Source organism: Niallia sp. M35, from assembly GCF_050971705.1.
Lineage (GTDB): Bacteria > Bacillota > Bacilli > Bacillales > Cytobacillaceae > Niallia > Niallia circulans_A.
The window spans coordinates 221479-247361 of record NZ_JBPCEP010000006.1; the positions used below are offsets into that span (position 1 = coordinate 221479).

The 25883-nt window shown below is 36.6% G+C and carries 21 protein-coding genes and 1 pseudogene; 3 read left to right on the forward strand and 19 right to left on the reverse strand.

Annotated features, from left to right (window positions below; translation table 11 throughout):
- Positions 1 to 108: 108 nt before the first annotated feature.
- The 10 genes and pseudogenes from NiCM35_RS10100 to NiCM35_RS10145 form a co-directional block, all read right to left on the reverse strand.
- A complete protein-coding gene (locus tag NiCM35_RS10100) occupies positions 109 to 750 on the reverse strand; it encodes a hypothetical protein (protein WP_095329766.1) in 642 nt (213 codons plus the stop codon).
- A 43-nt stretch (positions 751 to 793) separates the two neighbouring features.
- On the reverse strand, positions 794 to 1399 hold the full coding sequence (locus tag NiCM35_RS10105; RefSeq protein ID WP_433779374.1) for a hypothetical protein: 606 nt from the start codon (positions 1397 to 1399) through the stop codon (positions 794 to 796).
- Positions 1400 to 1541: 142 nt separating this feature from the next.
- Positions 1542 to 2129 carry a restriction endonuclease gene (locus NiCM35_RS10110; RefSeq protein WP_433779376.1) on the reverse strand — a complete coding sequence of 196 codons (588 nt, stop codon included), beginning with the start codon at positions 2127 to 2129 and terminating at the stop codon, positions 1542 to 1544.
- Positions 2130 to 2212: 83 nt separating this feature from the next.
- On the reverse strand, positions 2213 to 2674 hold the full coding sequence (locus tag NiCM35_RS10115; protein WP_095329763.1) for a GNAT family N-acetyltransferase: 462 nt from the start codon (positions 2672 to 2674) through the stop codon (positions 2213 to 2215).
- A 55-nt stretch (positions 2675 to 2729) separates the two neighbouring features.
- Positions 2730 to 3107 (reverse strand): hypothetical protein, encoded by a 378-nt coding sequence (locus NiCM35_RS10120; protein ID WP_095329762.1) that lies wholly within the window; start codon positions 3105 to 3107, stop codon positions 2730 to 2732.
- A 526-nt stretch (positions 3108 to 3633) separates the two neighbouring features.
- Positions 3634 to 4005 (reverse strand): annotated as a pseudogene (locus NiCM35_RS10125) (NAD(P)-dependent oxidoreductase); the annotation flags it as partial.
- Between the two features lie 181 nt (positions 4006 to 4186).
- Positions 4187 to 4504, reverse strand: coding sequence for a PTS sugar transporter subunit IIA (locus NiCM35_RS10130; protein ID WP_433779378.1), 318 nt, complete (start codon positions 4502 to 4504; stop codon positions 4187 to 4189).
- Positions 4505 to 4528: 24 nt separating this feature from the next.
- Positions 4529 to 4834 (reverse strand): PTS sugar transporter subunit IIB, encoded by a 306-nt coding sequence (locus NiCM35_RS10135; protein WP_095329760.1) that lies wholly within the window; start codon positions 4832 to 4834, stop codon positions 4529 to 4531.
- A 39-nt stretch (positions 4835 to 4873) separates the two neighbouring features.
- Positions 4874 to 6193 (reverse strand): PTS sugar transporter subunit IIC, encoded by a 1320-nt coding sequence (locus NiCM35_RS10140; RefSeq protein WP_095329759.1) that lies wholly within the window; start codon positions 6191 to 6193, stop codon positions 4874 to 4876.
- Positions 6194 to 6218: 25 nt separating this feature from the next.
- Positions 6219 to 7631 carry a glycoside hydrolase family 1 protein gene (locus tag NiCM35_RS10145; protein ID WP_095329758.1) on the reverse strand — a complete coding sequence of 471 codons (1413 nt, stop codon included), beginning with the start codon at positions 7629 to 7631 and terminating at the stop codon, positions 6219 to 6221.
- A 161-nt stretch (positions 7632 to 7792) separates the two neighbouring features.
- On the opposite strand from NiCM35_RS10145, the gene NiCM35_RS10150 reads away from it, so the two are divergent.
- The 3 genes from NiCM35_RS10150 (at position 7793) to NiCM35_RS10160 (ending at position 10754) form a co-directional block, all read left to right on the forward strand.
- Positions 7793 to 8506 (forward strand): GntR family transcriptional regulator, encoded by a 714-nt coding sequence (locus tag NiCM35_RS10150; protein WP_095329757.1) that lies wholly within the window; start codon positions 7793 to 7795, stop codon positions 8504 to 8506.
- A 151-nt stretch (positions 8507 to 8657) separates the two neighbouring features.
- On the forward strand, positions 8658 to 10088 hold the full coding sequence (gene hpaB / locus NiCM35_RS10155; protein WP_433779381.1) for a 4-hydroxyphenylacetate 3-monooxygenase, oxygenase component: 1431 nt from the start codon (positions 8658 to 8660) through the stop codon (positions 10086 to 10088).
- A gap of 207 nt (positions 10089 to 10295) precedes the next feature.
- Positions 10296 to 10754, forward strand: coding sequence for a DinB family protein (locus NiCM35_RS10160; protein WP_095329755.1), 459 nt, complete (start codon positions 10296 to 10298; stop codon positions 10752 to 10754).
- Between the two features lie 120 nt (positions 10755 to 10874).
- Here NiCM35_RS10160 and NiCM35_RS10165 read toward each other — a convergent pair whose 3' ends face one another.
- The 9 genes from NiCM35_RS10165 to NiCM35_RS10205 all read right to left on the reverse strand — a co-directional run bounded on the left by NiCM35_RS10165 (position 10875) and on the right by NiCM35_RS10205 (position 25795).
- The gene (locus tag NiCM35_RS10165; RefSeq protein WP_095329754.1) at positions 10875 to 11855 is read right to left on the reverse strand and encodes a Gfo/Idh/MocA family protein; all 981 of its coding nucleotides are present in this window, start codon (positions 11853 to 11855) and stop codon (positions 10875 to 10877) included.
- A 13-nt stretch (positions 11856 to 11868) separates the two neighbouring features.
- Positions 11869 to 12702: a sugar phosphate isomerase/epimerase family protein gene (locus tag NiCM35_RS10170; protein WP_095329753.1), complete on the reverse strand. Its 834-nt coding sequence runs from the start codon at positions 12700 to 12702 to the stop codon at positions 11869 to 11871.
- A gap of 41 nt (positions 12703 to 12743) precedes the next feature.
- Positions 12744 to 13736 (reverse strand): Gfo/Idh/MocA family protein, encoded by a 993-nt coding sequence (locus tag NiCM35_RS10175; protein WP_095329752.1) that lies wholly within the window; start codon positions 13734 to 13736, stop codon positions 12744 to 12746.
- Positions 13733 to 14746, reverse strand: coding sequence for a Gfo/Idh/MocA family protein (locus tag NiCM35_RS10180; protein WP_433779383.1), 1014 nt, complete (start codon positions 14744 to 14746; stop codon positions 13733 to 13735). Before NiCM35_RS10180 ends, NiCM35_RS10175 begins: the two co-directional genes overlap by 4 nt.
- 49 nt (positions 14747 to 14795) lie before the next feature.
- Entirely contained in the window at positions 14796 to 15557 is a 762-nt protein-coding gene (locus tag NiCM35_RS10185) for a carbohydrate ABC transporter permease (RefSeq protein ID WP_095329812.1), read from the reverse strand.
- A gap of 63 nt (positions 15558 to 15620) precedes the next feature.
- Positions 15621 to 16547, reverse strand: coding sequence for a carbohydrate ABC transporter permease (locus tag NiCM35_RS10190; RefSeq protein WP_433779421.1), 927 nt, complete (start codon positions 16545 to 16547; stop codon positions 15621 to 15623).
- A gap of 97 nt (positions 16548 to 16644) precedes the next feature.
- Positions 16645 to 17901, reverse strand: a complete 1257-nt coding sequence (locus NiCM35_RS10195) for an ABC transporter substrate-binding protein (RefSeq protein ID WP_095329750.1) — start codon at positions 17899 to 17901, stop codon at positions 16645 to 16647.
- A gap of 61 nt (positions 17902 to 17962) precedes the next feature.
- Positions 17963 to 19168 (reverse strand): ROK family transcriptional regulator, encoded by a 1206-nt coding sequence (locus tag NiCM35_RS10200; protein ID WP_095329749.1) that lies wholly within the window; start codon positions 19166 to 19168, stop codon positions 17963 to 17965.
- A gap of 492 nt (positions 19169 to 19660) precedes the next feature.
- Positions 19661 to 25795, reverse strand: coding sequence for a lamin tail domain-containing protein (locus tag NiCM35_RS10205; protein WP_433779386.1), 6135 nt, complete (start codon positions 25793 to 25795; stop codon positions 19661 to 19663).
- Positions 25796 to 25883 lie beyond the last annotated feature (88 nt).

Sequence of the window (25883 nt, forward strand, 5' to 3'; positions counted from 1 at the left end):
GCATTTATGGAATCTTGGCACAACCAAATGCCACTCAAACACAATAAGCACTATCCTACATCGAAATAAGCTTCATCTAGGAATCAGTAGAATCTGATTCCTTTTTCTTTACTGTAAGTTTAAGAACACGTTCCCTCCAAGCATCTCTTCATAGCGTAGCTGCGCTTTTTCTCCTTTTTTCACTAATCCAGAGATATAGCCTTCTTTTTCGTTTCCCACATACATTTCATAACTAAATTCAGGGTCAGTTGTACCGAGAATGTCACCACTATATATATCCCCATTTTCACTAACCATTTCGAAATTCATTATTCCGTCAATATAAAGGGACAGATCTTTTGTAGCCGATTCAGTAAACTTCACTTTTGTTTTCGCTAAAAGCCATTCATATCCATCTGGCGCAGGCTCATTGAATTCATTCATAGATTTCAATTTTTGATAAGCATCCTCTCCGCGTGTCACTTCCAATACAGTTAAATCAAATTTTATGGGAAAGGACTCCCCTTTGTCATTATATAGTTCATCTTCAACCGTTACTGTCTTCTTAAATGGGACTGGATTGGTTCGAGAGCCGAGCTTCGACTTTGCTTCTTCTTTCTTATCTGACTTTTTTTTCTGCACTTCTTCTTGAGCTTCATCACTCTCTTTCATTTTTACATCCTTGGTATCTTGTCCACATCCTCCAAGAATAGTGATAATAAATAAACTAGTTAGACACAGCTTAAATGTATTTGGTAGATTCTTTTTCATGTTCATTCTCCTTACTTGCTCTATATTAAAAACGACCTTCTATTTATTTCGAATCTTCTTCTAAATCATCAGGATAAATAGTTTCATCCAAAACGTCTTTTGTAGCCTCGTCTTTTGTCAAAATCTTGACCTGATAATCATCGGGGTCTACTCCACTATACACTTGATACATCATGCCTGTTATTCCAAGGGTAAAAATAGCAAAACTATCCATACTATCTTCATATTTCTTTTTATCAACCACTAACGTAAATTCAGAAAATGCTTTATTATGCGTGATATCCTTAATCGACACATAATCATCACTCTCTTTTATTTCCTTAATGGATTCTTCTAAAGAAGCTTCCATTTCCTTCATCATCTCTTTATGCTTTGCCTTAGACATTTTATAGGTAAGGGAACCATCTTCATTTTTAGTAACTTTAATGCCCTCTTTTTCTACATCGGCAATTACGGAATCAATATCTTCCCCTTCAAACAAAGAGGCTGGCAGTGTGATTTCAACATTTGAAAGACCTTTATCCACATTCATCTTTTGTTCATCTGCTTGTTTGTTATTATCCGTATTTTCCTTTTTATCCTTATCTGCTGAACAAGCAACAAGCAATATCATACATACTGCTAGAAAAGCATACGTAAATTTCTTCATAAAAAATCCGCCTCCAAATCATTTTTGACAGAACCATTTCCATTATTATTCCTTTTTCCTATTTTCCAATACATCTAAAAAAGAAGCATAGAGATGGTTCTTCCGAAGACATAACTTCAGATGAACCGTCCCTCTGCTTCCCTTAAACGAGTAATAATTCCTTCATTTCTTTTTCTGCTTTGCTCAAACTACTTAACCAGCTTTCCACAAACTTAACACCGTCGATTAATTCAACATTTAATCCTTTGGCATATTCATAAGCTGCCGGTGTAAAGCTGCCTGTTGTAATAACATATCCACCTTGAGCTCCTCGTTTGATTATATTCGAATGAATCAGGGCAATTGAATCAAATGGTAAATCTTCTTGATAACATTTTACTTGCCCAAGAAACCATCCTTTTTCTGTTTCATGTTCAAAGTCTACTCCAAAATCACCTGTTGGAGGAGTCACCCATGTCGATCCGCCTCTTGTCTTCTCCATAATTTCCGCAGCAAACCTTTCAAATTGGAGAGGATCTTGTTTTAAATAAATGGAAGAATAGTCCTTGTCTTCTTCCTCTTTACAAAACCTCAAATAAAGCCCCATCGCCAAAGTCTTTTTTAACTCGTCACTTGACTCGATATGATTAGCCAGTAGAGCAGTCTGATATTCATTTTCTTTTTTCGTCCATAAATATTTCATAAAAGCCAAGATTAAAAGAATTGCTACTATAATCTCTATGTAGAACATTGCACAACACTCCCTGCATTATTAAAGGGTAAACAGGAATGCTGCTTTTTATACCGCCATTTGGTATTTAAATCTAATCTCCGTTACTTAATTTGCGCCATTCTTCCGTTTAATAACATATCAATATGGGGAATATTATCTTCTAAATACACTTCAGATATGGCTTGAAAGCCAAAAGACTGATAAAAGTTCCGCAAATAGTCCTGTGCCTGGATTTTTATCCTCTCTTCTTTTAACTCTTGCTTGGTATAATCAATTCCGCGACTTACAAGCTCTTCTGCAAACCCTTGTCCTCTATATTCTTTCTTCACAAAAATCCTCCCTAAAGAAGCCTCTGGATATGACACCCCTGGAGGTAAAATTCTTAAATACGCAACAATCTCCCCCTGTTTTTCAGCAAAAAGATGATACGATTCTAAATCCTTTCCATCTACCTCTAAATAAGGACAATTTTGCTCCACCACAAAAACAGCCGTTCTCTCTTTCAGAAGCGTATATAATTCCACATTTGTTAACTCATTAAATTTCTTTATATGCCATTTCACCTGTATATTTCCCCCTCTTTAGTCCTGAGAGGACCGATCGTACTAAAGGTATATCTCAGTAGTACCGTCCCTCCGCTTCCGCCATTTTCCTCCTCAGCTCAGCTGCCACCTCTGTTGGATTTTCAATTTGGAAAATGACATAGCGATACTTCTCATGGTTATCCAATTCGATGATTACGACTGGAATCCTTCCTTCGTAAGATAAAAAGTACCATTCATCTTGGTATTTATAAGAGCCCTCATATATATTTAACGGCGAAATAGAAGTTCCAGGCATACGAATCATCCATTTCGGTGGATCAAAATAATCAACAAACACACTTTTAATCATTCTATAGGGCAGCTTCACTTTATGCTTGAAAGTGAACAGCATCATTAATCCTCTTATCTTCAGTACTGCAGCATCCTCTTCAAAAATAATTTCCCTGTTCATTTGACTCCCTCCTAAAGAATGTCTCTATGTATTTACGAATTAACCAGGATTATGTTTCATCTACTATTGTATTACCCTAGATAGCATTTTCCAAATTAAACGAAAAAATGCTATATTTTATAAACAGCTTAAATTAAACTGAATAGTAAAAGATAGTGAAAAGTGTTTTAGCAAAAGGAGGGTGTTCCTAGGGAAGAAATTAGCAAACTAGGAACAGAGGGATGGTTTGAGGGGAGTGGAACAGTCTTTTTTCTTTAATGAGAATGTGTGAACAAGCTTCAAGAGGAAGTAGCACCAATAATTTTAAATAATAGAAATGTAAAGAGGATAGTACGGCTGCTATCTAGTGAAGCTTGCGAAGAATCTGGCCACTCAGCGGTACTGCCGCGTCCCCTTTTCATTATTTAGAAGGAATAAAAGATTTGTTGTGGTTATCCTGACTGGCTACCGCATCGTCCGTAATTGTCGGAACACCTAATTTTCTCGGAGTAGCGTGTCGGTAGCACATATTTATAAACCAAACAGATTATAACTGATTGAGCTTGCTAACAGGCTCTTCTCCATTTTCTATACGTTCTATATTCTTTATAAAGAAGTCATATCTTTTTTTATGAAATTTCCGACCATCAGGCATTCCTGCTGTATGGGGAGTAAGTATCACATTACCCAGATTCCGGAGCTCGCTGTCAATAGGAAGCGGTTCGGATTCAAAAACATCCAGGCATGCACCTGAAATGTCCTTGTTTTTTAATGCAGCAATCAAGTCACTTTCGTGCACAATCCCGCCGCGGGCTGTATTGATAAAAAGAGCGGTCTTCTTCATTTTTCTAAATGCAGCTTTGTTGATCAGGTGTTTGGTTTGCTGATTCAAAGGTACATGTACACTGACTATGTCCGATGTGCTTAGAAGTCACAAGCTATTGTAAGCTATTGGTTAAAAACAATGGCGTAGGAAATGGGGACCATTTGATTGAGTGAAAAAAGGGGTACCAAAAAATCTGTCCCCCTCTTAGAAAGTCTCGAAATATATAGTTATCCTACTTAGCAAATGCTTCAAAATAAATCTTTTATTGGCAACTTCAGTTAGCGATACTTAGTTCTTTCCTCCATTCAATCATTTCCGCAATGAGCAATTTAATTGTTTCTGTACTCATAAATTGATCTTCTGCATGCATTAATAAAATAGAGAATTCTGTTTTATTACCCGCAGCCTCATTTTTAATTAATTCACCATGAATTTTATGACCTTCAACCAAAAGGTCTGATCCTTCCTTCATCAATGAAGCTGCACTGGAAAAATCACCATTTTTCGCTTGAGCTAGTGCATCTATAAACTTTGTTTTCGCCATTCCTACATTCCCAATGATTTGAAAAGCAATTAGTTCTATTCCTTCCATTCCTATCCCTCGCCATCTAATAAACTATTTTTCTATCATTTCTAAAGCGGTCTCCAGAACTGCCGCTCCGTTTACTCTTCCATAATCAACAAAATCAATGACAGTAACAGGAATACTATTACCGACTACTTTCTCTGTATTGCTTTTTAAATATCCTACCTGTGGTCCCAATAAAATAATATCTGCTTTTTCCCAGTTTTCATGTAATTCTGCATCTGAAACTGCCCAAATATTTACCTCCATGCTCTGGTCTTTTGCCGCCTGCTTCATTTTTTCTACTAAAAAACTTGTAGACATTCCTTGATTACATACTAATAAAATATTTTTCATACAAACCACTCCTCCTATAGAATAGACTGTTTTATTTCCTTATTTATTCTGCATGGCACTTACTCTCTCATCTATTTTCAAAAATGGCAGATACATAAATACTGTTATGATGATTATTAATAATTGTAATATAGATGCTCGCCAGTCACCTCCTGTAGCTAGGAATCCTGAAATAATCGGTGGCGTAGTCCATGGGGTTTGAACAACCACGTGATTTATTAAACCTACAGCTGTCGCAAAATAGGCAACTGATAAAGAAAAAATTGGAGCAAGAACAAATGGAATGATTAACATTGGGTTAAATACAATTGGTAGCCCAAATATAATTGGTTCACTAATATTAAAGATAGAAGGTGTTAAGGACATTTTCGATATATCTCTATAATCCTTACGTCTACTAAAAATAAAAATGGCAATTAACAATGAAATCGTATTTCCCGATCCCCCCATAACAGCGAAGGTATCTTTAAAAGCCATATTAATTATATGGGGTATCTCTTGATGATTAGCGTATGCTAACATATTATCTTGCATGTTTTGTAATAAAAAAGGATCCAAAAGTGCTCCAGAAATAACTGCCTGATGGATACCGAATCCAAAAAATAAATTAGCGATAGAAGTAATTAATAAGAACCCTGGTAAACTGGTTGTCACATAGCTTAACGGCTTAGTAATAATGGTGGATATTAAAGTATTAAAATCCATATTAAATAATTGATTTAATAAAAAGGATGCAACTGCAAAGATGATAACATTCACCATAATTGGAATTAACACATTAAAAGATTTAATAACTGCCGGTGGTATATTTCCACTGATATTGATTTGCATTTTTTTATTTGAAGATAATTTTATAAATAAATCGGTTGCAAGCAGCCCTACGATAATTCCAACAAACATCCCTGATGCGCTTGTATAACTTACAGGAATCACATTAGAAACAAGAAAGCTTTCGGTTGATCCTTCTGGTGAAAAAGTCGTTGTCAATGGTGTAACTACTATCATTGTAGAAAGTACAACTAAGATTGGAGCTATTACATTTTTATATCCCCTATTTACACATAGATGATAAGAAATGGCAACAGCTACTAAAAGTGTCATGATATTCAGTGTACCGTTAGCAATGGATACCCCAATAGATTGCCAAGTTGTTAAAGTATCAGGATTAACCAAATTTCCCATAAAACCAGTTGGCTCTAAAATAACATAATTAATTAGAGTCATAAATCCAGCTAGTATCATAAATGGCATAATCGATGCAAAGGCATCACGCAAACTTCTTAGATGAATCTGCGCTCCTAATTTTTGTGCAACAAAAGCAAACCGATCTGCAATACCTTGCTTTGTTGAGTTATTCATGATCTATCCACCCTTTTTATTTTATTTATCCTAATTTACTCGTTTCGTACTCAAATCCGTTGTCCTTGCTCATTTTTTTATAAAATTCTCCACTTTTCTTGATTGTTCTTTCTTGTGTCTCTAAATTAAGAGAAACTAGTCCATATCGATTTTTATAAGCATTAATCCATGACCAGCAATCAATAAATGTCCATAAATGATATCCTTTGATATGGCAGCCTGCTTGAATGGCTTTATGGACATAGGCGAGATGATCTTTAATAAACTCAATTCGATAATCATCGATAATTTGTCCATGCTCATTAAGAAATCGTTCTTCATTCGCTACCCCCATACCATTTTCAGATATAAAAGCTTCTATATTACCGTAATTATCTCTAATGTCTATACATAGATCATAGATACCCTTTTCATAAATTTCCCATCCGCGGTACACATTCATTTTTTTCCCTGGCATATTATGAAGTTCAAAAAACCATTCGGGTAAAAAAGGGCTTTTTTTATTAATTTCTGTCAGGCGTGCCTTCACTCTTCTTGGTTCATAATAATTCAACCCTAAAATTTGAGAAGTATTTTCCGCAATTACTTTTAAATCGTTCTCTTCATATAAAGGCATCTGGTTATATTCCTGCAATATTTTTACCAATTTCTTTGGAAATGTTCCTTTAACCATGGGGTCTAAAAAGCTTCTTGTATAAAAGGCATCCGCAATTTCAGCTGCTTCTACATCAAACTCATTTTGGCTTCTCGGATAAGTTGGACTTAAGTTTAATATTACTCCTATCTTAGAAGGCAGTTGCTTTTCCTTAAAAGATTGAATAGCCTTCGCATGTGCCAATATAGTATTAAATGCTGCCTGTGCGCCACGCTTGAAATCTACTAAATTTGGATAATGAAAATCTTCTAAATAACTTCCTAAAATTGGTCCTAACGGCTCATTAAAGGTGAACCAATGATAAACCAAATCACCAAACTCTTCAAAACAAGCAGCTGCATAATTTACATATGCTTCAACCACTTCACGTGATTCCCATCCTCCCTTTTCTTGAAGTACATACGGCATATCAAAATGATAAAGATTAGCAAAAGGTTTGATACCGTTTTCATTCATTTCAGTCAAAAGGTTTCGATAGAAAGAAATAGCCTTTGGATTTCTTTCTCCTACTCCACCATCTGGAAACATCCTTGCCCATGAGATGGAAATACGGAAAGAATTATGCCCTGTTTCCTTCATTAATTGAATATCTTCCTTGTATCGATTTATATGATCAGTTGTTACTTCAGGTCCAATCCCCTGATAAAAACGTGATGGTTCCGTTTTAAACCAATGTTCCCAAACTGTTTCAGCTTTTCCTGTATTACCTCTACCTTCTGCTTGCTCAGCTGACCAAGCCGTTCCCCACCAAAAACCACTCGGAAACGTTAACATTTCTTTCATAATAAATGCCTCCCTCTTTCCTTTACGAACAAACTATAACACTCTTTTTAATATAAGTAAATACTTTTAATGAAAAGTATATATCTTTTGTTATTTATATACTTGTTTTTAACTGTATGGTATACTTATTATGAAAACCGTTATAAAATGGAGGATTTAACTTGAGTCAGTTACCTAAATATATGGAAATATATACAGATATTAGAGATAAGATAAATAATAACGAATATGAGATAAATGAAAAGTTACCTGACGGGGATACGCTTGCTGATTATTACCAATGCAGTAAACTGACAGTAAAAAAAGCATTAGATATTCTTGTAAAAGAAGGAATGGTTGTTAGACGTAGAGGTTCCGGAACTTATGTAAAAGGGGTTTCTACTAATGGAGGAGCTATTGCATTAGGTCCATCAGAAGGTTTATCTAACATTGTTGGAAAAGAAAATATTTCCTCAAAAATCATTCTTTTTTCGATCGAAAAACCGTCCTTAGAAATTGCCAAAAAACTTGAGATTGATGACGAATATATTTATCGAATTATTCGAACACGGCATATTAATAATAAGCCTTATTCGCTGGAACATACTTACATGCCTTTATCTATTATTACTGGACTAGAGCCAAAACATCTAGAAGGATCCATCTATAATTATATACGCGAGGAATTAAAGCTGAAAACGCATAGCACCCATGTCTGGATTAGAGGAGACAAAGCAAATAGTGAAGATACTTCTTTACTAAAGATTCCAGACAACTCCTTCATGATGGAAATCGAAAAATTAGCTCAGTTAGAAGATGGAAGAATATTCGAATACTCCATCACACGCCATCTGCACGAGAGTTTTGTTTTTGAAACAGTTTTTGTTCATAACTAAGAAGGAAATAAGAGGGCAGGTGTGGAGTATCCCAAATCAGAAGGAAATTTCCAATCTTTACCCATTTAACCAGAACTGAGGACTATATTCATTAATAAAATAATAAAATAGTTTATATCCATTTTATTAATGAATAAGGGAGAAGAAAAAAATGGGAATAGTGAATGGAAAGACATATTTATCACGAATCAGCAGTTTATCTACAGAAATTTGGTTAGATGGGGAAAAAGTCCAGGATCTCTCTAACCATCCTGCTTTTAAAGGGATACTAAATTCAAAAGCTTCTCTTTATGATTTACAATGTCAGCCTAACTTAAAGGAGGAAATGACTTTCTTGTCCCCATTATCTGGGGACTCTATAGGTATGTCATACTTACAGCCAAAGACAAAAGAGGATTTGCGAAAAAGAAGAAGGATGATCGAACGGTGGGCTAAGGAAACAGCAGGAATGATGGGACGGAGCCCAGATTATTTAAATACAGTAATCATGAGTTTTGCCACTTCTGCTTCCCTTTTAGAAGGAAAGGAAAATTGTTATCCAAAACATATCCAAACCTTATACGAATCGGCAAGAGAAAAGGATCTTAGTTTTACCCATACTTTTATAACTCCTCAAGTTAATCGCTCGAGTATGTATCTAGAGTATTCCAACGAGCCAATCTCTGCCCAAATAATCGAGAAAAATAATAAGGGGCTAATTATTAGAGGGGCGCGGCTCCTAGCCACACAGGGAGGCCTTACAGATGAACTTTTGGTTTTTGGGGCGCCCAGATTTGCAAAAGAGGAAGCATTTGCATTTGCAATACCTTCAGACACTAAAGGAGTAAAGTTTCTCTGCAGAGAGTCCTATGTAGGAGGAGAATCTAATATTGATTATCCATTAAGCTCACGATTCGAAGAAATGGATTCTATTGTTGTATTTGATAACGTCCTTGTTCCATGGGAACGTGTTTTTTTCCATGAAGATCTAGAAACCGCAAGTATGTTTTTAACTCAAAGCTCTTTTAATTCATTTGCTTATCATCAAGTTATTACTAGGCAAATTGTCAAAACAGAGTTTATTTTGGGCTTAGCGGAAAATATGATAAATACGATTGACGTAGGCGAATATCAACACATCCAAGAAAAGATGGCAGAAATCATTATTGGATTAGAAACGTTGAAAGCACTATTAGAAAAAGCAGAGAACGAGGCTCTCTTAAATGACCAAGGATTTATGATTCCAAACAAAACCATCCTGCTAGTTGCTAGTAATATTTTCCCGAAAATTTATCCTCGTTTTTCCGAAATCCTTCAACTAATTGGCGCAAGCGGTTTAGTATCACTGCCAACAGAGAAAATGTTTCACTCAGAAGTTGGGAAAGATTTAAATCAATATCTTCAAGCAACGTGCAGATCTGCAGATGAGCGCAATAAAATCTTTCGATTAGCTTGGGATTTAACAATGAGCTCCTTCGGCACAAGACAGACACAATATGAAAGATATTTTTTTGGTGATCCTGTCCGTCTTTCTGGATTTTTATATAATAACTACCCTAAAAGTAATTATGTAGAGAGAATTAATGAATTTTTGACAGACTGAATTATCAACGGCTGCCCAAATGACTACATATGGGCAGCACTTCTGCATAAGGTTAATAACTAATGAGCGCCCTTCCCTTTTCCTCCCAAATTCAGCCGTCGCATTATTTTCGTCAATAAATCCTGGCATACTTTAACTCAGGAACAATAAAGGATTATTACAGATGGCAATCGAATATTAAATTTTTAAAAAAGGAGGAATAGAATCATGCAAAAGGTTATGGAGGGAATAAATTATTGGATAAAAAGATTACCAGAAGAATTCAACTCTATGTCTGAAAATAGTTCTTCTCATCGTCCCTTGCCAAACAAGTGGTCAAAAAAAGAAATTTTAGGGCATCTTTGTGATTCAGCGATAAATAATATAGAAAGGTTTATCAAAATTCAATATGAAGAACCGGTGTATGCTATTCAATCATATGACCAAAATCATTGGGTTAAGATGCAAAATTATCAGGATAGACCACTTGATGAAATGATAAATCTTTTTCAAACACTCAACAAACAAATTATTCACATTGTAAAAAACATCCCAGTCGAAAAGCTTTCCAATCTTTGCGACATAGGAAATAATCAGCATAAAACACTAGAGTGGCTGATACAAGATTATCATGAGCATATGGAACACCATATTCACTCTCAAATCTTAATCGAAAAATCTTATTAAAAGAAAAGACACACATTAAAATCTGCTATATTTATAATCCCGTTCTCCTTTTAGAACGGGGTTATAAATAGGAAGTCAATCTAAAAAAGTCATATTGTCATTTTATCAATAGAAATCTTTTTACAAAGAATAATAATTACTTAAAGAAATAGGCTCTCCATTTTCATGAGAATCATTTGCAGCAAGGGTAGCAGCTAATGTTTGAACACCATTTTCATAGGATGACAGGATTAATTCTGGCTGATTGGCAGCAATCGCTTTAATGAAAGCTCGATCCTGGGCCTCATAATAATTCAACTTTGGTCGATACGTAGTAGTTGAAAATTCATCTGTAATCGTTATATTGGAACCGTTAAAAGCAACACGGAAATTCTTCCCTAAAATTTCTAGACCCATCCGGTGATCTGGTTGTATAAAAGAGCAGCCTAATTGGCCGATTGCCCCGTTCCTTAAAGTGAAATTGACCGAAGTGACATCTGGTATATCAATATGAGGAATATCCTTTGAAACCAATAGATTCATATTTGCATAGATTTTATCTATATCTCCTGCTAAATAGCGAATTAAATCCAAAATATGTGTGGCTTGTTCTACTAATTGTCCACCTGATTTGGATTGTTCCCGATACCATGGAGTTGGAACAAATTTTGTTAAATAATAGCTGTTAACCATCGCAATTTGTTTGCCTTGTAGATACTCTTTTGCTTTTGCCACTGTATCTAAGTACCGTAAACAGTATCCTGTAGCACAAATAATCCCAGAAGCTTTAATAACCGCAGATTTTCTCTTTACATTATCCAGATTTAATCCAACAGGTTTTTCTACCATAATATGAATGCCCTTTTTAGCAGCCTTTTCCTCGATATCTCCATGGGCAAATGGAGGGACACATATAAAAAGTGCATCCAATGCAGTCTCTTCCATCATCTTGTCTACATCTGTATATGCTGGAATTTGATATTTCTTCCCTACAGCTGTTGCTTGGTCTTCGGATATATCACATACCGCTGCCATTTCTGCCTGTTCAATCAAAGCAATATTCTTCAAATGTACGGATCCAATTCCCCCGACACCTATAAAGCCTACACGAACTTTTCTCATAGCGGACACTCCTCTAAGGACTAACCTTTTTCAGATTTAACACGACATCCAGATGCTTGGAGGTATCTTGGGCAAGATACTCTGGCCCAAATGCATAGGCTGGTATTTCAGCGGTTACTGTATCCTTATAGCCTATGTTCTTTAATGCTTGGTACACTTTTTCCCAATTTACATCCCCAGCTAATAATGGAACAAAGCCAGTAATATTCCCAACGTTCAATTTAAAATCCTTAACATGAACTTTTCGGATTCGCTCTCCTAATATGGAAATCCATTGTTCTGGATAGCCATATTGTAATGCATTGCCGACATCATAATAAGCACCAATATAATCGGAATGGAACTCATCAATATACCTGGCCATTTCGAGTGGAGATAGCAAAAATTTATTCCATACGTTTTCGATTCCCACATGAATATTGTGTTTTTCAGCTAATGGCAGAACTTTTCTTAACTCATCTTGACTGCGCCTATAACAATCAAGGTAAGACGTTTCTTCATTAACTACCCCTGGGACAACTAAAACAGTGTCTGCCCCAATATATCCGGCTAATTCTATTTGTTTTTCAATCACTTTTCTCCCTTGTTCCCGTACCTTTTCATCATAATGAGAAAGAGGGAACTTCCATAATAGATTCGTAGAAATACTGCTTAAGCGTAAACGATAATGCTCTGCCATTTTCCGAATTCGTTTTGCTTCTTCTCTAGACGTATTCATCGTAAGCCCAATGCCATCTATACTTACATTAAGCTCTATTGCATCAAAGCCTGCATCACGACTGTACTTAAATACCATCTCTAATGGTGTATCATCGGGATAGCACCACTGATTAATCCCCTTTAGCATCTTTATTCCTCCCTAAATAGCATCCCTGCATAGAGCTATCTCTATTGATTATTCGATTCAATTTTTTCTATCAAAACAGGCCTTTTGCTTTGCGCAGATTCATAGCCTGCCAGAGCAACCTCCATTGCTTTTAGACCATCTTCTCCTGTTATAGTAGGTGCAATTCCCTTTTGCACATTTGTAACAAAGTCTTCTACAAGAGCTTGGTTCATATCATCTCCCCAATAATCCCATTTTGCTCCCTCTGCACTGTACAGCTCACTTTTCTGCGCAAAGGCATCTACTGACAATGTTCCTTTCGTCCCGATTATTTCTAATGTAACGTCTCCCCATGTTGGGAATGTCTTATTTCTTGACCAGCTACAATCAATTGAAGCAAACACATTGTTTTCAAATTCCATTGTTACGATTCCGCAATCATCTATCTCATAATCAGAAAAGAGATTATCTACTTCTGCATATACTTCTTTCACATCTGAATTCATATACCATCGCATAATATCCACAAGGTGAACTGTATGATCCATTACGGCGCCGCCGCCTGATTTTTCTTTGTCTACAAACCAGCCGCCCGGGTTAGTGCCGCGATTCGTTCCTTTTATAGCAATAATACTGCCAAGTTCTCCTGTCTCGATAATGTGTTTCGCTTTTACTATTGGTGTACTAAAGCGTACAGGAAAAGCAATTTGCAGGAATACATTATTTTCTTTGCAAACTTCCATCATTTCCAATGCATCCTTCCTATTTGTCGCAATCGGCTTTTCGCATAAAACATGTTTTCCTTTCTTCGCTGCTGCAAGCACATGTTCATGATGCTTATAATTTTCGGAAGTAATGATGACAGCATCTATATCTTGGTCTAAAAGATCTTCATAGTTTGAATAGTAATTGGTACTGTATTTCTTCGCTGCTTCTGCTCCGCGAATCTCCTGGTCATCTGCGATTCCTACTAACTCTACTCCTTTGCTTTTCTTTAATGCCTCTGCATAGGCGTACGCATGACCATGAGCAAAACTAATAATTCCTACTCTCATCGTTTTACCTCCATTTCTTGTTTACGCAATTCTACTACTTTTCCTTCCTTTAATGACTCAATAGCAGCTAACGCAATTTCCATTGCTTTATAAGCATCTAGAGGAGTCACTATCGGCTCCTCCTTATTCTTGATACATGAAATAAAATGTTTTAATTCTGTTATATATGGATTTTCTTTTAATGGACTTTCGGGCACCGCGACTCCAGCTGAACCTGTATTATTGTGATTAATGCCTTTTACAAGCGGAGTTGCTTTCGAGCTATCATAGTGAATAACCCCTTCTTTTCCAGCTATTTCAAATTTTGTTGCAAAATTTTGGTGAGCCCAAGTTCCTTCCAAATGAGCAATTACTCCACTTTCAAAGCGCAATGTTACTAATGCATAGTCTAATTTTGCCATCGCTCTTCCTTGGGCACTTTTGGCATAGACTCGCTCTACCTCACCGAAGCACCAGCGTAGATAATCAAAATCATGAATCATTAAGTCGAGCACTAATCCACCACTGCTGTTATAGTCTGCATACCAATCTCTAGAAGCAGATGGGAATCCGCCTCCTCTTTTCGTATTTACAACACCTGGCTTGCCAATTTTCCCTTCTTCTATCATTCGCTTTGCACGCTGGTATTCCGGGAAAAAACGCACGACATGACCTACAAAAAGCTTCACGCCCTTTTTCTTGCAATAGTCGATCATTTCTTTAGCATCCTTTAAATTGCGAGCCAATGGTTTCTCACAAACAACTTGAAAACAATCATCTGCTACTTTTTTGACATATTCCTTATGAAATGGAGTGGGAACACAAACGGACACAACATCAACAGCACCAAGGCTTTCAATCGCTTCCTCATAGCTTGCAAATGCTTGAGCTCCTAATTTCCGTGCCAATTCTTCCGCTTTTTCTAAGGTTCTGTCCACAATTCCAACTAATTGAACATCATCCATGGTTGAATAGGCGAAGGAATGAGTACTCCCCATCGTTCCGGCGCCAATAACTAATGCTTTTAACATATACACACACTCCCTATTCTATTTATCAATTCTTTCTCTTTCTAAATATCTATCTTCTAACCCCTCCAAGTGCAATCCCTGCCAGTAAATGCTTTTGCAGAAAAATAAACATTAACAGCATGGGAATCGTGGACAAGACAGCACCAGCCATTAACAGCGGATAATCTGTAGAATATTGTCCTGAGAAAGTGGAAATCCCAACGGACAATACTCTCATTGACTCAGAGTTTGTCATAACAAGCGGCCATAAGAAATCATTCCATGCAGCGAGAATCGTAAAGATTCCTAAAGCAGTAAGGGCGGGTGTCGAATTTGGTAAAATAATTCTCCAATAGATTCCAAAGTACGAACAACCATCAATTTTAGCTGCTTCATCCAACTCTTTTGGAATGCCCATAAAGAATTGGCGCAGCAAAAAGGTACCATAGGCACTAAAAACGCCTGGAACAATCAAAGCAAAGAATGTGTCAATCCAGCCCAGCTGTGTTAATGTTGCATAATTTGGTATTAAAATTACTTGAGCGGGTACCATAAGCACGGACAGCATTAAAATAAAGAGAACATTTTTCCCAGGAAAATTTAAACGTGCAAAAGCAAATGCAGCTAAAGAACATAAAACAAGTTGACCAATCGTTCTACCTAAAGTGAGAATAATCGTATTCAGATAGTATTTTAAAAAATCCACAGCTTCAAAGACGTTCCCATAATTCTCGAAATGCCATTCCTTAGGGATAATCGTCGGCGGAACTTGCATGGATTCTCCAAAGGATTTCAGAGAGGTAGAAATCATCCAGAGAAATGGCACAATCATGATAAAAGCTCCGATAATGAGCAGTAAATGTCTAGAAACCCGCTTCAAGTAAATCCCCCCTTATTAAGAATCGTAATAAACCCATTTCTTTTGGAAAATAAATTGAATAATGGTCATCAATAGAATGGCAAGAAACAAGATAAATGCTTGGGCAGAAGCAATACCCATTTCACCATACTTAAAGCCTGATTCATAAACGCCATACACAATCGTACGCAGTGGTTCTAATAGCGCTGTACTATTACCAATCATGACAAATAATAAGTCGAATACTTGTAAGGAACTAATCATTCCTGTTATAAAAACAAAGAAAATAGTAGGTGTTAATAGCGGTAAGGTAATACTAAAAAACTTCCGAATCCTTGAAGCACCGTCAATGTCGGCCGCTTCATAATACGTCTTTTCTATTCCCTGAAGTCCCGCTAAGATTAAAATGATATTATTGCCGACACTCATCCATATGTAGACGATAATAACGGATATTAAAGAAATCTTCGGGTCAAATAACCACGATGGCTGCGGAAGATGAAAGATACCTAGAATGTAGTTAATTAAGCCATAATCGGTGTTATATAGCCATTTCCATACCATCCCAACTGCGACCGGCATCGTAACTACTGGCAAGAAATACAAGGTACGATAAAAGATAATGCCTTTTATTTTTTGATTCAGCATGACTGCTATAAATATCGCAATAATGACAGTAAATGGAACGGAAACAAAGGTAAATACTGCTGTATTAACAATCGAACGAAGAAAGGAAGAATCAGTAAATAATTGGATCAAATTTTCTAACCCGACATATTCTGGCATGGAAATACCATTCCATTTTGTAAAGGACAAAGCAAATGAGGCAAGTGCAGGAAAAATATAAAACATAAATAGCCCTATCATGGTGGGAGCAATAAATAAATAAGCAGCAATGGCTTCACGATTGAATTTCTTTCTCTTTCTTGCCACAGTCTCTGGACTCTTTTTATTCACTACCATCGTTTCCAATCGTATCTCTCCCTTCTTTCTTGATTTTTTTCATCCCTTCCCTTTCCATTTGGAATCAATGAAAAGGGAAATTACATTAAAAACCAGCTTAATCCTTCTGTTCTTCTTCCAAAATCGCATTCATTTCTGCAGCAATTTTCTCCAAAGCTTCATCAATCGATTTTTGTCCTAAGAAGGCACCTTGAATTTCCGTTGTTTCAATATTTTGCCATTCTGATGTTTTTTCGGAAACTGGATAAGGGACTGCTTTTTCAAGCGCATCTAAGAATATTTGTAATTCGACATTTGGCAGAGAATCTAACCAAACCTTACTAATTTCCATATGGGCTGGTGTAGCAAATCCTGTCTTAGCCATCACCGTTGTTCCTTCTTTATTAGATAAGCTTTTAATTAGTTCCCAAGCTAAATCTTCATTTTTTGTTTTGCTATTCATTGCCCATCCAATACCATGGACAATGGATGTATCTACTTTTCCTTTCGGCAGGGGCGCTACCCCTAAATCCTCTCCAAGAACCTCTTCATACTCCGCTGCATGAACAGAAATTTCTGGAGTCATGGCCACCTTCTGGGACATGAACCACTGATCTGCATCTGTTTCGATTTGTGCCTTCACGGTCGGAGAAATCTTCTTTTCAATTAATCTATTCAAAAATGCAAATGCTTCTTTTGCTTCTGGTGTGTCAAATCCAGACTTTGTTTTGTCTTCACTAATGACATAACCACCTGCTTGATGCATTAAGTTATAGTAGCCTGATTGATTTCGCACAACTTGATTTAAATAGCCATAGACTCCTTCATCTGGTTTTGTAAGCTTTTCGCCAACTGCCTCTATGTCTTCCCAAGTCCACGTTTCATCAGGGTAATCTACGCCTGCTTCATCAAACAATCTTTTGTTGTAAAATAGGCCAATAGAATCGACAAAATATGGAGCAGCATATAGTTTATCTTCATAGGAATAAAGATCCACAACGGCTGGATAATAATTTTCCTTGGCGAATTCTTCGTCTCCTTGAAGAAATGGTTCTAAATCTTTAATCAAATCAGAAGTTACATATTGGTAAAAGTTAGGTCCATTCATCCAAAAAACATCAGGGCCACTGCCACCGCCCAGACTTGTTCGCAACTTTGTCCAGTACTCCGCAAACGGGGTATAGGTAACTTTTACATTCACATCAGGATGTTCTTTTTTGAACGACTCAATCGATGCATCAACTGCATCACTAACATTTTCATCCCATAATGCAACTTCAATCGTTTTCTTTCCATCACCCGATGACTTCCCGCTACATGCCACAAGCATGATGGAGATCAACACAAAGATACAAAGGCTTAATAACTTTTTCATAATCCCCCTCCACTTTCCCTTTAGTAATGATTGAATATTCTTTAAATCACCTATCCACTCTTTATAATTGAAAACGAAATTTTCCTTGAAGAATGACCGCTGCCGCTCCCAATAAGTCAAAATCCGACCCCAAAGAAGTACTTTGAATGTTTATGTCCTCTTTTAATATAGGAATCACCATTTCAGATAATTTCTCTCTTATCTTTTTGATAAATAAGGGATTATCCTGTACCACTTCACCACTTATTATGATTATTTCGGGATTTAGTAAGTGAATCGTATTAGAAATCGCAATCGCTAAATAACTGATAATTTCATCAAGAATTTCGATACTTAACTTATCATTCCGTTTAATTGCATCAATAAAAATTTCAGGGGTAAGTTTTCGGATGTCATTTTCAATTAAATTTTTTATTAACGTATCACGCCCTTTAGTTAGGATGGAGGAAACTATATTAGAATAAATAGCTGGCCAGTTTACATAGTTTTCTAGACAGCCATTGTTTCCACATTCACACTTTGAACCACCTGGGACAACAGTTGTATGCCCAATTTCTCCAGAGCTTCCTTTGAATCCACGATAGATGGTCCCATTAATCATCAAACCGGAGCCTACACCATCTCCTATAGTGAGATACATGATATCTTTATAGCTGTTAAAAGAACCGAAATAATATTCTCCCACCGCAAATGCATTTACATCATTATCTAAAAAGGTTGGTAAGTTAAATTTTTCTTCTATCAATTCTGTTAGCGGAACATCATAAAGCTTAAGTTTGGTGTTATAACCAATCATCCCGTTGTTGGAATCTACAATTCCAGGAGTTATGATGGAAATCCCTTCGCAAAACTCTAATCGGTCATTCCCTGCCACAAACTGTTCCAATAAGTCTATCAAAAGCAAAATAATCTCATTTCCTTGAAGCTGATTTACTGGATGAACGTTCTTCCTTAATATTTTTCCTTCTAAGTCCATATCAGCCATCTTAATATAAGAATTAGTGATAGATACCGCTATAATGGAATGCTTACTCGGGTTAAAGCGAAGCAATACCGGCTTTCGCCCGCCACTGGAATGACCAACACCATCTTCAATTACCATGCCTTTACGAATTAAATCATTGACAGCTGATGTAACGGTAGTAGGGCTTATTTTTATTTCTTTTGCAACCTGACTTCTTGAAATCGGTCCTTTTTTTCGGATTGTATCTAAAATAATGGATCGATTTAATTCTTGTATGAGCTTTAAATCCCCTGTTCTTTGCACAAATGAAATCCTCTCCCTCTACTTACTTTTACCAATGACTTTAAAAAGAAATGAAAATTCTACTTGAAATGAAATATAAATTAGTTCGACTAGGATGAGTATTATAGGAAATGAATGGGGGATCGTGGTGTATGGAAGATTCTATCAACTTACTTTTTCTAGTGTCGTTATTAAGTATAGAAAAATAAACAGATCTGTTGTAAATATGTTTTTCATAACCATCCAAATAATTGTTTTTATTTCTTTAGCCTCCTTTTATAACCGTTAGATTTTAATCATAGAACGAAATAAGTAAGGGAGCTGAAAGGTAAATATTCGTGAAGATAGTGTAGATAATTCCAATATATTATTATCATAATGAAAATAGTACATTTTATAGTTAAAGAGCGATAGTCTTAGTAAATAGATTCTACCGCTCTTTATTTTTATTAATAAATGATTATTAGAATTCCCTGTAGTTAAACCATAAATAGGAATAAATGGAACTAGATCCTATATTTCTCTACGTATTCTTCTCCAGTAAGCAACTACCATTCCTCCAATTAATAACACTAATCCTACCAGCATAATTGTATAATTTTCTGTAGCTGTATTTGGGAGTATGGTGGACTGATTATTTTTTGGTTCACTTTGATTGATAACGCTTGGATTTGGCTGTGTTGGCTTTTCGCTTCCTCCATCATTTCCTCCTAGATTCGGCTCCGTCGGCTTCTCGCTTCCTCCATCATCTCCTCCTGGATTCGGCTCCGTTGGCTTCTCGCTTCCTCCATCATCTCCTCCTGGATTCGGCTCCGTTGGCTCTTCACTTCCTCCATCATCTCCTCCTGGATTCGGCTCCGTTGGCTCTTCGCTTCCTCCATCATCTCCTCCTGGATTCGGCTCCGTTGGCTCTTCGCTTCCTCCATCATCTCCTCCTGGATTCGGCTCCGTTGGCTTCTCGCTTCCTCCATCACCTGGTTCTGTTGGAGTTTCTGGTGTCGGCTGTCCTTTGGCAAAAGACCAAATATCAGAAGTTACTGATCCTGTATAATCATCAGAAGCTACTACGTACCAATCATATACTTGCCCTTCTTTTAGATTCTTCCATGCTATTTCTGCAATCTCGCCGCTTGCTACATTTTCTTGCTTGCCGATTTCTTCCTTTGTATAAACATTTACTGCAAAGTAATCCGTAGCAACTTGTTTCTCTTGGACTGTTAAATCTAAATCAATAGCCAATTCATCTTTCAATGGATACTCTATTGGGTCATAGAAATTATAATCATCTAAATATGGTGAATACGTATTAATAAGAATTCTATTATTCTTTTGATCAAAATGAAGTAGTTTCATATAGCCTTGCCCGCCTTCTGGACCACCTTGATAGTCGCCAAGCATTTGGTAGACTTTTCTATCGACTTTCCCGTCCTGATCATCATCCACTTCACTGATTAATGTCTCCGAATCATGATAATGTCCACTTAATACAAGAAAGACATTTTCATTCTTCTCTACTACCTTCTGGAAAATTTCTTCCCCAATAGGGCTTCTATTTCCGGAAACTAATAAGTATTCATGAAAATTAAGAATGGCTTTACGATCTGGATATTGTTTTAGTACATCATTTATCCATTTCATATCCTCGTCGTTTACTCCCCAGCCCATATATACCATGATAAAGTCATTTCCACCCGCAGAAATCAAATCATAATGACCACGATTATTCTTGTAAGATTCTCCGTAAAATGGCTTATCTTTAAAGCGATCTTCTCCGAACCATTTAGAGAATTCTTTGTAGTCATTTGATAATTGGTTGACATCATGGTTTCCGGCAAGCACGCCATATGGAATTTTGTTTTCTTCTAACGTTCTCATATATTCATCTGCATACACCCATTGTTTCTCATCATCAAACTCGTCGACAACATCACCAGTATGCATGACATATTTAATTTTCATCTCTTCTTGTTTTTCCGCAATCCATTCTGTTTGTCGCTTATAAATATATGGATAGCTCTCTGCATAATATTGCGTATCCGACATCCAAACAAATGTATAATCATATTCATCTGGTGTGCTTGGAATTTCATCTTGAATTAACACATTAACTTTATTCGTCTTATCAGCAAATGCCCTTACATCGACGTCTGCTTTTAATGTGAAATCTTCTGGTCCAGCAATTTTATATGTTAGCAGCTTCCATTTATTTTCTTGCATGCTCCAAGCATACATGGAGACCTTTCTTCCTTGCAGTGATTTTCCGTTCCACACTAGCTCCACTTTATCTTGATTACTAATAGATGGATCGAGCGCTACTTCAAAGCGATGATAAGGGAATTTAGTACTTGAATTCGTTGTTAGATACTTTCCGTCTAAGGAAGAAATCGCCGAAACATCCTTAGCAGTTAATGCCTTTTCCCCTGCTGGTGCCAGCTCAACTGGTGGTTCTGTGTCACTAGCATTTTCAAATGATTTTACTTTACTATCCGATGCTTCATATTTATATCCTTTATAATACGTAACATCCATCGAATCATTTGTTGGATCCGTTACCTTTACCTTCAACTTCGGATCTCCATCGACGGGTGCTGCTGTGTTATTAGCTGGCGCTATTAATTCTGGCTTATTTGGATTTTCATTTGAAACAGAGAAGGAAATATCCGCTTCTGCTTTATTGCCCGCCTTATCTATTGCGACCATTTTTAAGGTATGCTTGCCTGGAGCAAGCTTGGAAGAAGCCGTATCAAATGGTACCTTAATCTCTTCCTCATCAAGGGTTACTTCCAGTGATTCTACGCCAGCAATTGTATCTACTGCACTCGCTTCAATGGTAAAGACACCTTTATATTCTTTCTCAGCTTCTATATTTGTTTTGATTACTGGGGCAGTATTATCTACTTTTATAGTAGCAGTCGATTCCCTTTCACTATCTGTAGCTTTAATGCTGTAAGCTCCATCAGAAACAGTCGTCGTATCCCAAACATAGGTTTTTGCTTTTGACTGCTCTTCTGTTATCGTAAAAGTAAAATCTTCAAATGGACGATACGTGCCATCATCCCCCATATCAAATACTTGAGAAGGATCAGCCTTTTGTGGATCTCTAATGACCGTACCATCAGCTAAAATTAACCTTACATTCCTTAGATTATAATCATCTCTATTTTCTTCACTTTCTTCTAATTGGAATGGAGAAGCCTTATTCCCCGAGCGAACGGTAATAATATTTTCTCCGACGGCTAATTTATTTGGGTCAATCGGAATCGTAAACGTTTTCCAATCAGAATTATTATCCTTATCCAAAAGGTGGATTATTTCCTCTCCCATTGTAATAGCATTTTTGAAATACATATTCAAACCGCTAATATCAACAGCAAGACAAGCTTGTGTCTCTAATGTGCTGTAGGTGCTTTCCTCTACTTTTTTTCCATCAATAAAAAGTTCTACATCCCTAGCGGCTGTTTCTTTGGATGCTGCTTTTAAGATTGCTTTTCCAGTTAAAATATCATCATCTTTAACATTTAAATAGATAGGTGCATTGTTTATTTCATTTTTAATAGTAATGACATATTTTTCGGATGTTACCTCATTTTGCCCATCTGTGGCAACGAAATAATATTCGATTTTCTCTTTCGCAATAAAGTTAGCTGCAGATAGAATAGTGGCATAATATTCGCTGTCGCTCTCATCTACTGTTAATAATATTTTTTCATAATCTGTTTGATCATTCGTACGATAATACAAAAGCACAGATTTAATTCCCTTGTCATCGGTTGCTTTTGCTCGAATGGTTAAATCATTCATCTGCTGAATTTCTTGAACATTCGTAGCGTTGATGAGAGTTGGCGGAACCGTATCATCCTCTACATGAACTGGCTCGTTCGGCACTTGTGACGGTTCTATGGAGCCAGGAGTTCCTAGTTTTGTTTTCGAACTAATTTTGACTGATTGCGTGGAGCCATCCTCCGGGAATTTATAAAGAACGCCCATATTCATTGCCGTATCTAATTGCGCTGCCTCATCATTATAATAAGCAACATTTATCTCTTCTTTTGTATTCGTGGCAATTACTAGACCACGCATACTTCCATTGGCCATGCCATCACTTTTAATACGAACAATATCTTTATTTTCGACAAGGTTTGTGCCATAATTCGCATTAAAATCAGCTACTGTTTTATCCCCATTTTGAGAATTAATCACCCAGAAGACAAGGGTGCCTTGCGGTTCGATTATCGTATCATCTGGTACAGATGGCCAGACAACATCTGTATTAGGATCTGCATTATAGCGATATTGAATTTTATAATCCTTGAAGTTTATTGCCTTATCGGTATTATTATAGATTTCTATGTACTCATAGCCATCTGCAGTCCCGACATTAGCACTATCAGGCACTATTTCTGTAATAAGCAATTTAGGAACTTTGGTAAAATCAATATCCGTTTTCTCCACCGAAATTGTATATTCTTCGGTTTTGCTTTCGTTGATTCCATCACTAGCTACCAGATAATAAATAATGTCTCCATCTATATCTGCTGCTGGTATAGTTGCTGAGTATTTCCCTTGCGTATCCTTTAAAAGAGATACAGATTTAAAATTTTCATCCGGTGCTTTTTTATAATGTAAAGTCACAATTGGATTTGCTGTCTCATTATCCGTTACCTTTGCTTCTACTGTAACGGCCGTAAATGCTTTTGCTGTTTTCATTGCCTGATGAGAAATGGCCGGTGGTTCCGTATCTTTCGGAACATCAGGTAGATCCACTATCTTAGTTGGAATTTGGTCTGCTTCTATTTTCCCAGGTGTAGGATCTGCTAATACTTTATACTTAACCATTTCCGTTCCCGTTTGAGGAAATTGATAATGAATCACTTTGCCATTATTATCATTTTCAGAACCTAAATAACTAGCTGAGATCGTGATATTCCCTTCGGCATCTTTGATTTCAAGAGCACGATTACCACCATTAGCGAAACCAGGGAATGTTTGATCTGTAAACATTACTACTTCGTTACTTGTAAGATTTGTCCCATACTCTTTATTAAAATCAGCTAATGTTTTATTTCCGTTATTAAACCAGAATACAAGCCTCTCTTTTGATTTTATTTCAGTTGCTGGTAATGGAAATAGAATCGGCTCTCTCGAATTATCTGTATATACATAGTAGAAAGAGTAACTTGCTGTGTTCAATGTTTGGTTGGAATTATTATATAGCTCAAAGTATTCGTAATAATCTGTGCCTCCTCCCATTGAATTAGGAGCAAGTTCTGTAATTAAAAGAGGACGATCACTATATGTATCTTGCGCTGGTTCTTTTTCTGGTTCTTTTTCTGGTTCTTTTTCTGGTTCTTTTTCTGGTTCTTTTTCTAATTCGATTGTATATTCGGATGTTTTTGACATATTCATGCCGTCTGAAGCTTCCAGATAATAGACTACTTTGCCTAATGCAGCCTCTTTTGGTATGCTGGCTGTGAATTTTTGTGGTTGGGCCGAATCTTGTTTCATCTCTAATGCTTTTAATTCTGTATCTGTTTCACCTTGATAATACAAAGTAGCTGTTGGATTCTTTCTATCATCTACAATAGTGGCTTCGATAGAAATTGCCTCTCCTGCTTTCATGGTTGTTTTTGCTTCGTGCGTTATGACGGGAGCTTCTGTATCCTTAGTTATGGGATTCACTGGAACTTGCTCTGCTGGTACTTGTCCATCACTTAATGCACCTGGTGTTGGGGCAGCCTTAACTTCCTGCTTTACCATCTCTGTACCTTCTGTTGGAAAAGCATAATGAACATCTGCACCTGTATTATCCGTTTCACCTGGTAAATAGTTTGCTGACACTACTTCCTGCCCTGCAAGGTTTTTTATGAGGACACCTCGATTACCACCATTGGCAAAACCTGAAAAATCCCCTTTAATGGAAATTACTTGTTGTTCTGTTAATGAAGTGCTGAAATGTTTGTTGAAATCCTCTACTGAAAGTCCCTTGACATTAAACCAAAGAACAATGGTTTCTTGGGGTGCTAGTATTGCTTCTGGCATAGACATTATTTTATCTGCTGTATTACCGCCTATGTATTGGTAATAAAAATAATAGCTATTTAAGTCTATTGGCTGATTAGTGTTATTATAGACCTCAATAAATTCAAAGTTATCTGTCCCTTTCGAATCAGGAGCTAGCTCGGTAATAAGCAATGGCGGTAGTTTTTTGTAATCAAAAGATTCTTGTTTCTTCTCTGCTTTCTCCTGATTTTGATTCGTTTCATTTGTTATTTCCTCTTTTGCTGGTTCCTTCTCTTCCGTTTCTTGAGGTTTATCCTCTTCCTTTATTACTGATTCTTCCTTTTGTTCAGCAGTTGGTGCTGATTTCTTCTCTTTGGAAATAGATGAGGATTCATTTTCATGCTGATTCTTTTCCTCCGCTTTTTCTTCTTCGGCTATTTCGCCCTTCTCTTTGTCGGTTGTAGTTTCAGGTGCTTCTACCGTGTTATTTTCTGCTGTGTTTGGCGGATTCTCCTCTACTTTTTTACCAGTTGGTTCGGCCGCATACATCGTTAAACCAGGAAAAATAGGGAAATATGTAGAAAAGAAAAATACCCCCATAACAAAAATGACAAAAGCCCTCTTTGTTATCCTCTTTTTTAAAGTCACAAGCTCATTCCTCCCTTAAGGTGATTATTCTACTCAGTAAAATCATAGAGGTCCTATTTTAAGGAACCTTTAAGCAAGTATTAATAAA

Bases quoted from the DNA above. Each gene is read 5' to 3' on its own strand.
- NiCM35_RS10100 (WP_095329766.1), bottom strand. From the start codon at position 750: ATGAAAAAGAATCTACCAAATACATTTAAGCTGTGTCTAACTAGTTTA.
- NiCM35_RS10105 (WP_433779374.1), bottom strand. From the start codon at position 1,399: ATGAAGAAATTTACGTATGCTTTTCTAGCAGTATGTATGATATTGCTT.
- NiCM35_RS10110 (WP_433779376.1), bottom strand. From the start codon at position 2,129: ATGTTCTACATAGAGATTATAGTAGCAATTCTTTTAATCTTGGCTTTT.
- NiCM35_RS10120 (WP_095329762.1), bottom strand. From the start codon at position 3,107: ATGAACAGGGAAATTATTTTTGAAGAGGATGCTGCAGTACTGAAGATA.
- NiCM35_RS10130 (WP_433779378.1), bottom strand. From the start codon at position 4,504: ATGGAAGGAATAGAACTAATTGCTTTTCAAATCATTGGGAATGTAGGA.
- NiCM35_RS10135 (WP_095329760.1), bottom strand. From the start codon at position 4,834: ATGAAAAATATTTTATTAGTATGTAATCAAGGAATGTCTACAAGTTTT.
- NiCM35_RS10140 (WP_095329759.1), bottom strand. From the start codon at position 6,193: ATGAATAACTCAACAAAGCAAGGTATTGCAGATCGGTTTGCTTTTGTT.
- NiCM35_RS10145 (WP_095329758.1), bottom strand. From the start codon at position 7,631: ATGAAAGAAATGTTAACGTTTCCGAGTGGTTTTTGGTGGGGAACGGCT.
- hpaB (WP_433779381.1), top strand. From the start codon at position 8,658: ATGGGAATAGTGAATGGAAAGACATATTTATCACGAATCAGCAGTTTA.
- NiCM35_RS10160 (WP_095329755.1), top strand. From the start codon at position 10,296: ATGCAAAAGGTTATGGAGGGAATAAATTATTGGATAAAAAGATTACCA.
- NiCM35_RS10165 (WP_095329754.1), bottom strand. From the start codon at position 11,855: ATGAGAAAAGTTCGTGTAGGCTTTATAGGTGTCGGGGGAATTGGATCC.
- NiCM35_RS10170 (WP_095329753.1), bottom strand. From the start codon at position 12,702: ATGCTAAAGGGGATTAATCAGTGGTGCTATCCCGATGATACACCATTA.
- NiCM35_RS10175 (WP_095329752.1), bottom strand. From the start codon at position 13,736: ATGAGAGTAGGAATTATTAGTTTTGCTCATGGTCATGCGTACGCCTAT.
- NiCM35_RS10180 (WP_433779383.1), bottom strand. From the start codon at position 14,746: ATGTTAAAAGCATTAGTTATTGGCGCCGGAACGATGGGGAGTACTCAT.
- NiCM35_RS10185 (WP_095329812.1), bottom strand. From the start codon at position 15,557: ATGATTGTGCCATTTCTCTGGATGATTTCTACCTCTCTGAAATCCTTT.
- NiCM35_RS10190 (WP_433779421.1), bottom strand. From the start codon at position 16,547: ATGGTAGTGAATAAAAAGAGTCCAGAGACTGTGGCAAGAAAGAGAAAG.
- NiCM35_RS10195 (WP_095329750.1), bottom strand. From the start codon at position 17,901: ATGAAAAAGTTATTAAGCCTTTGTATCTTTGTGTTGATCTCCATCATG.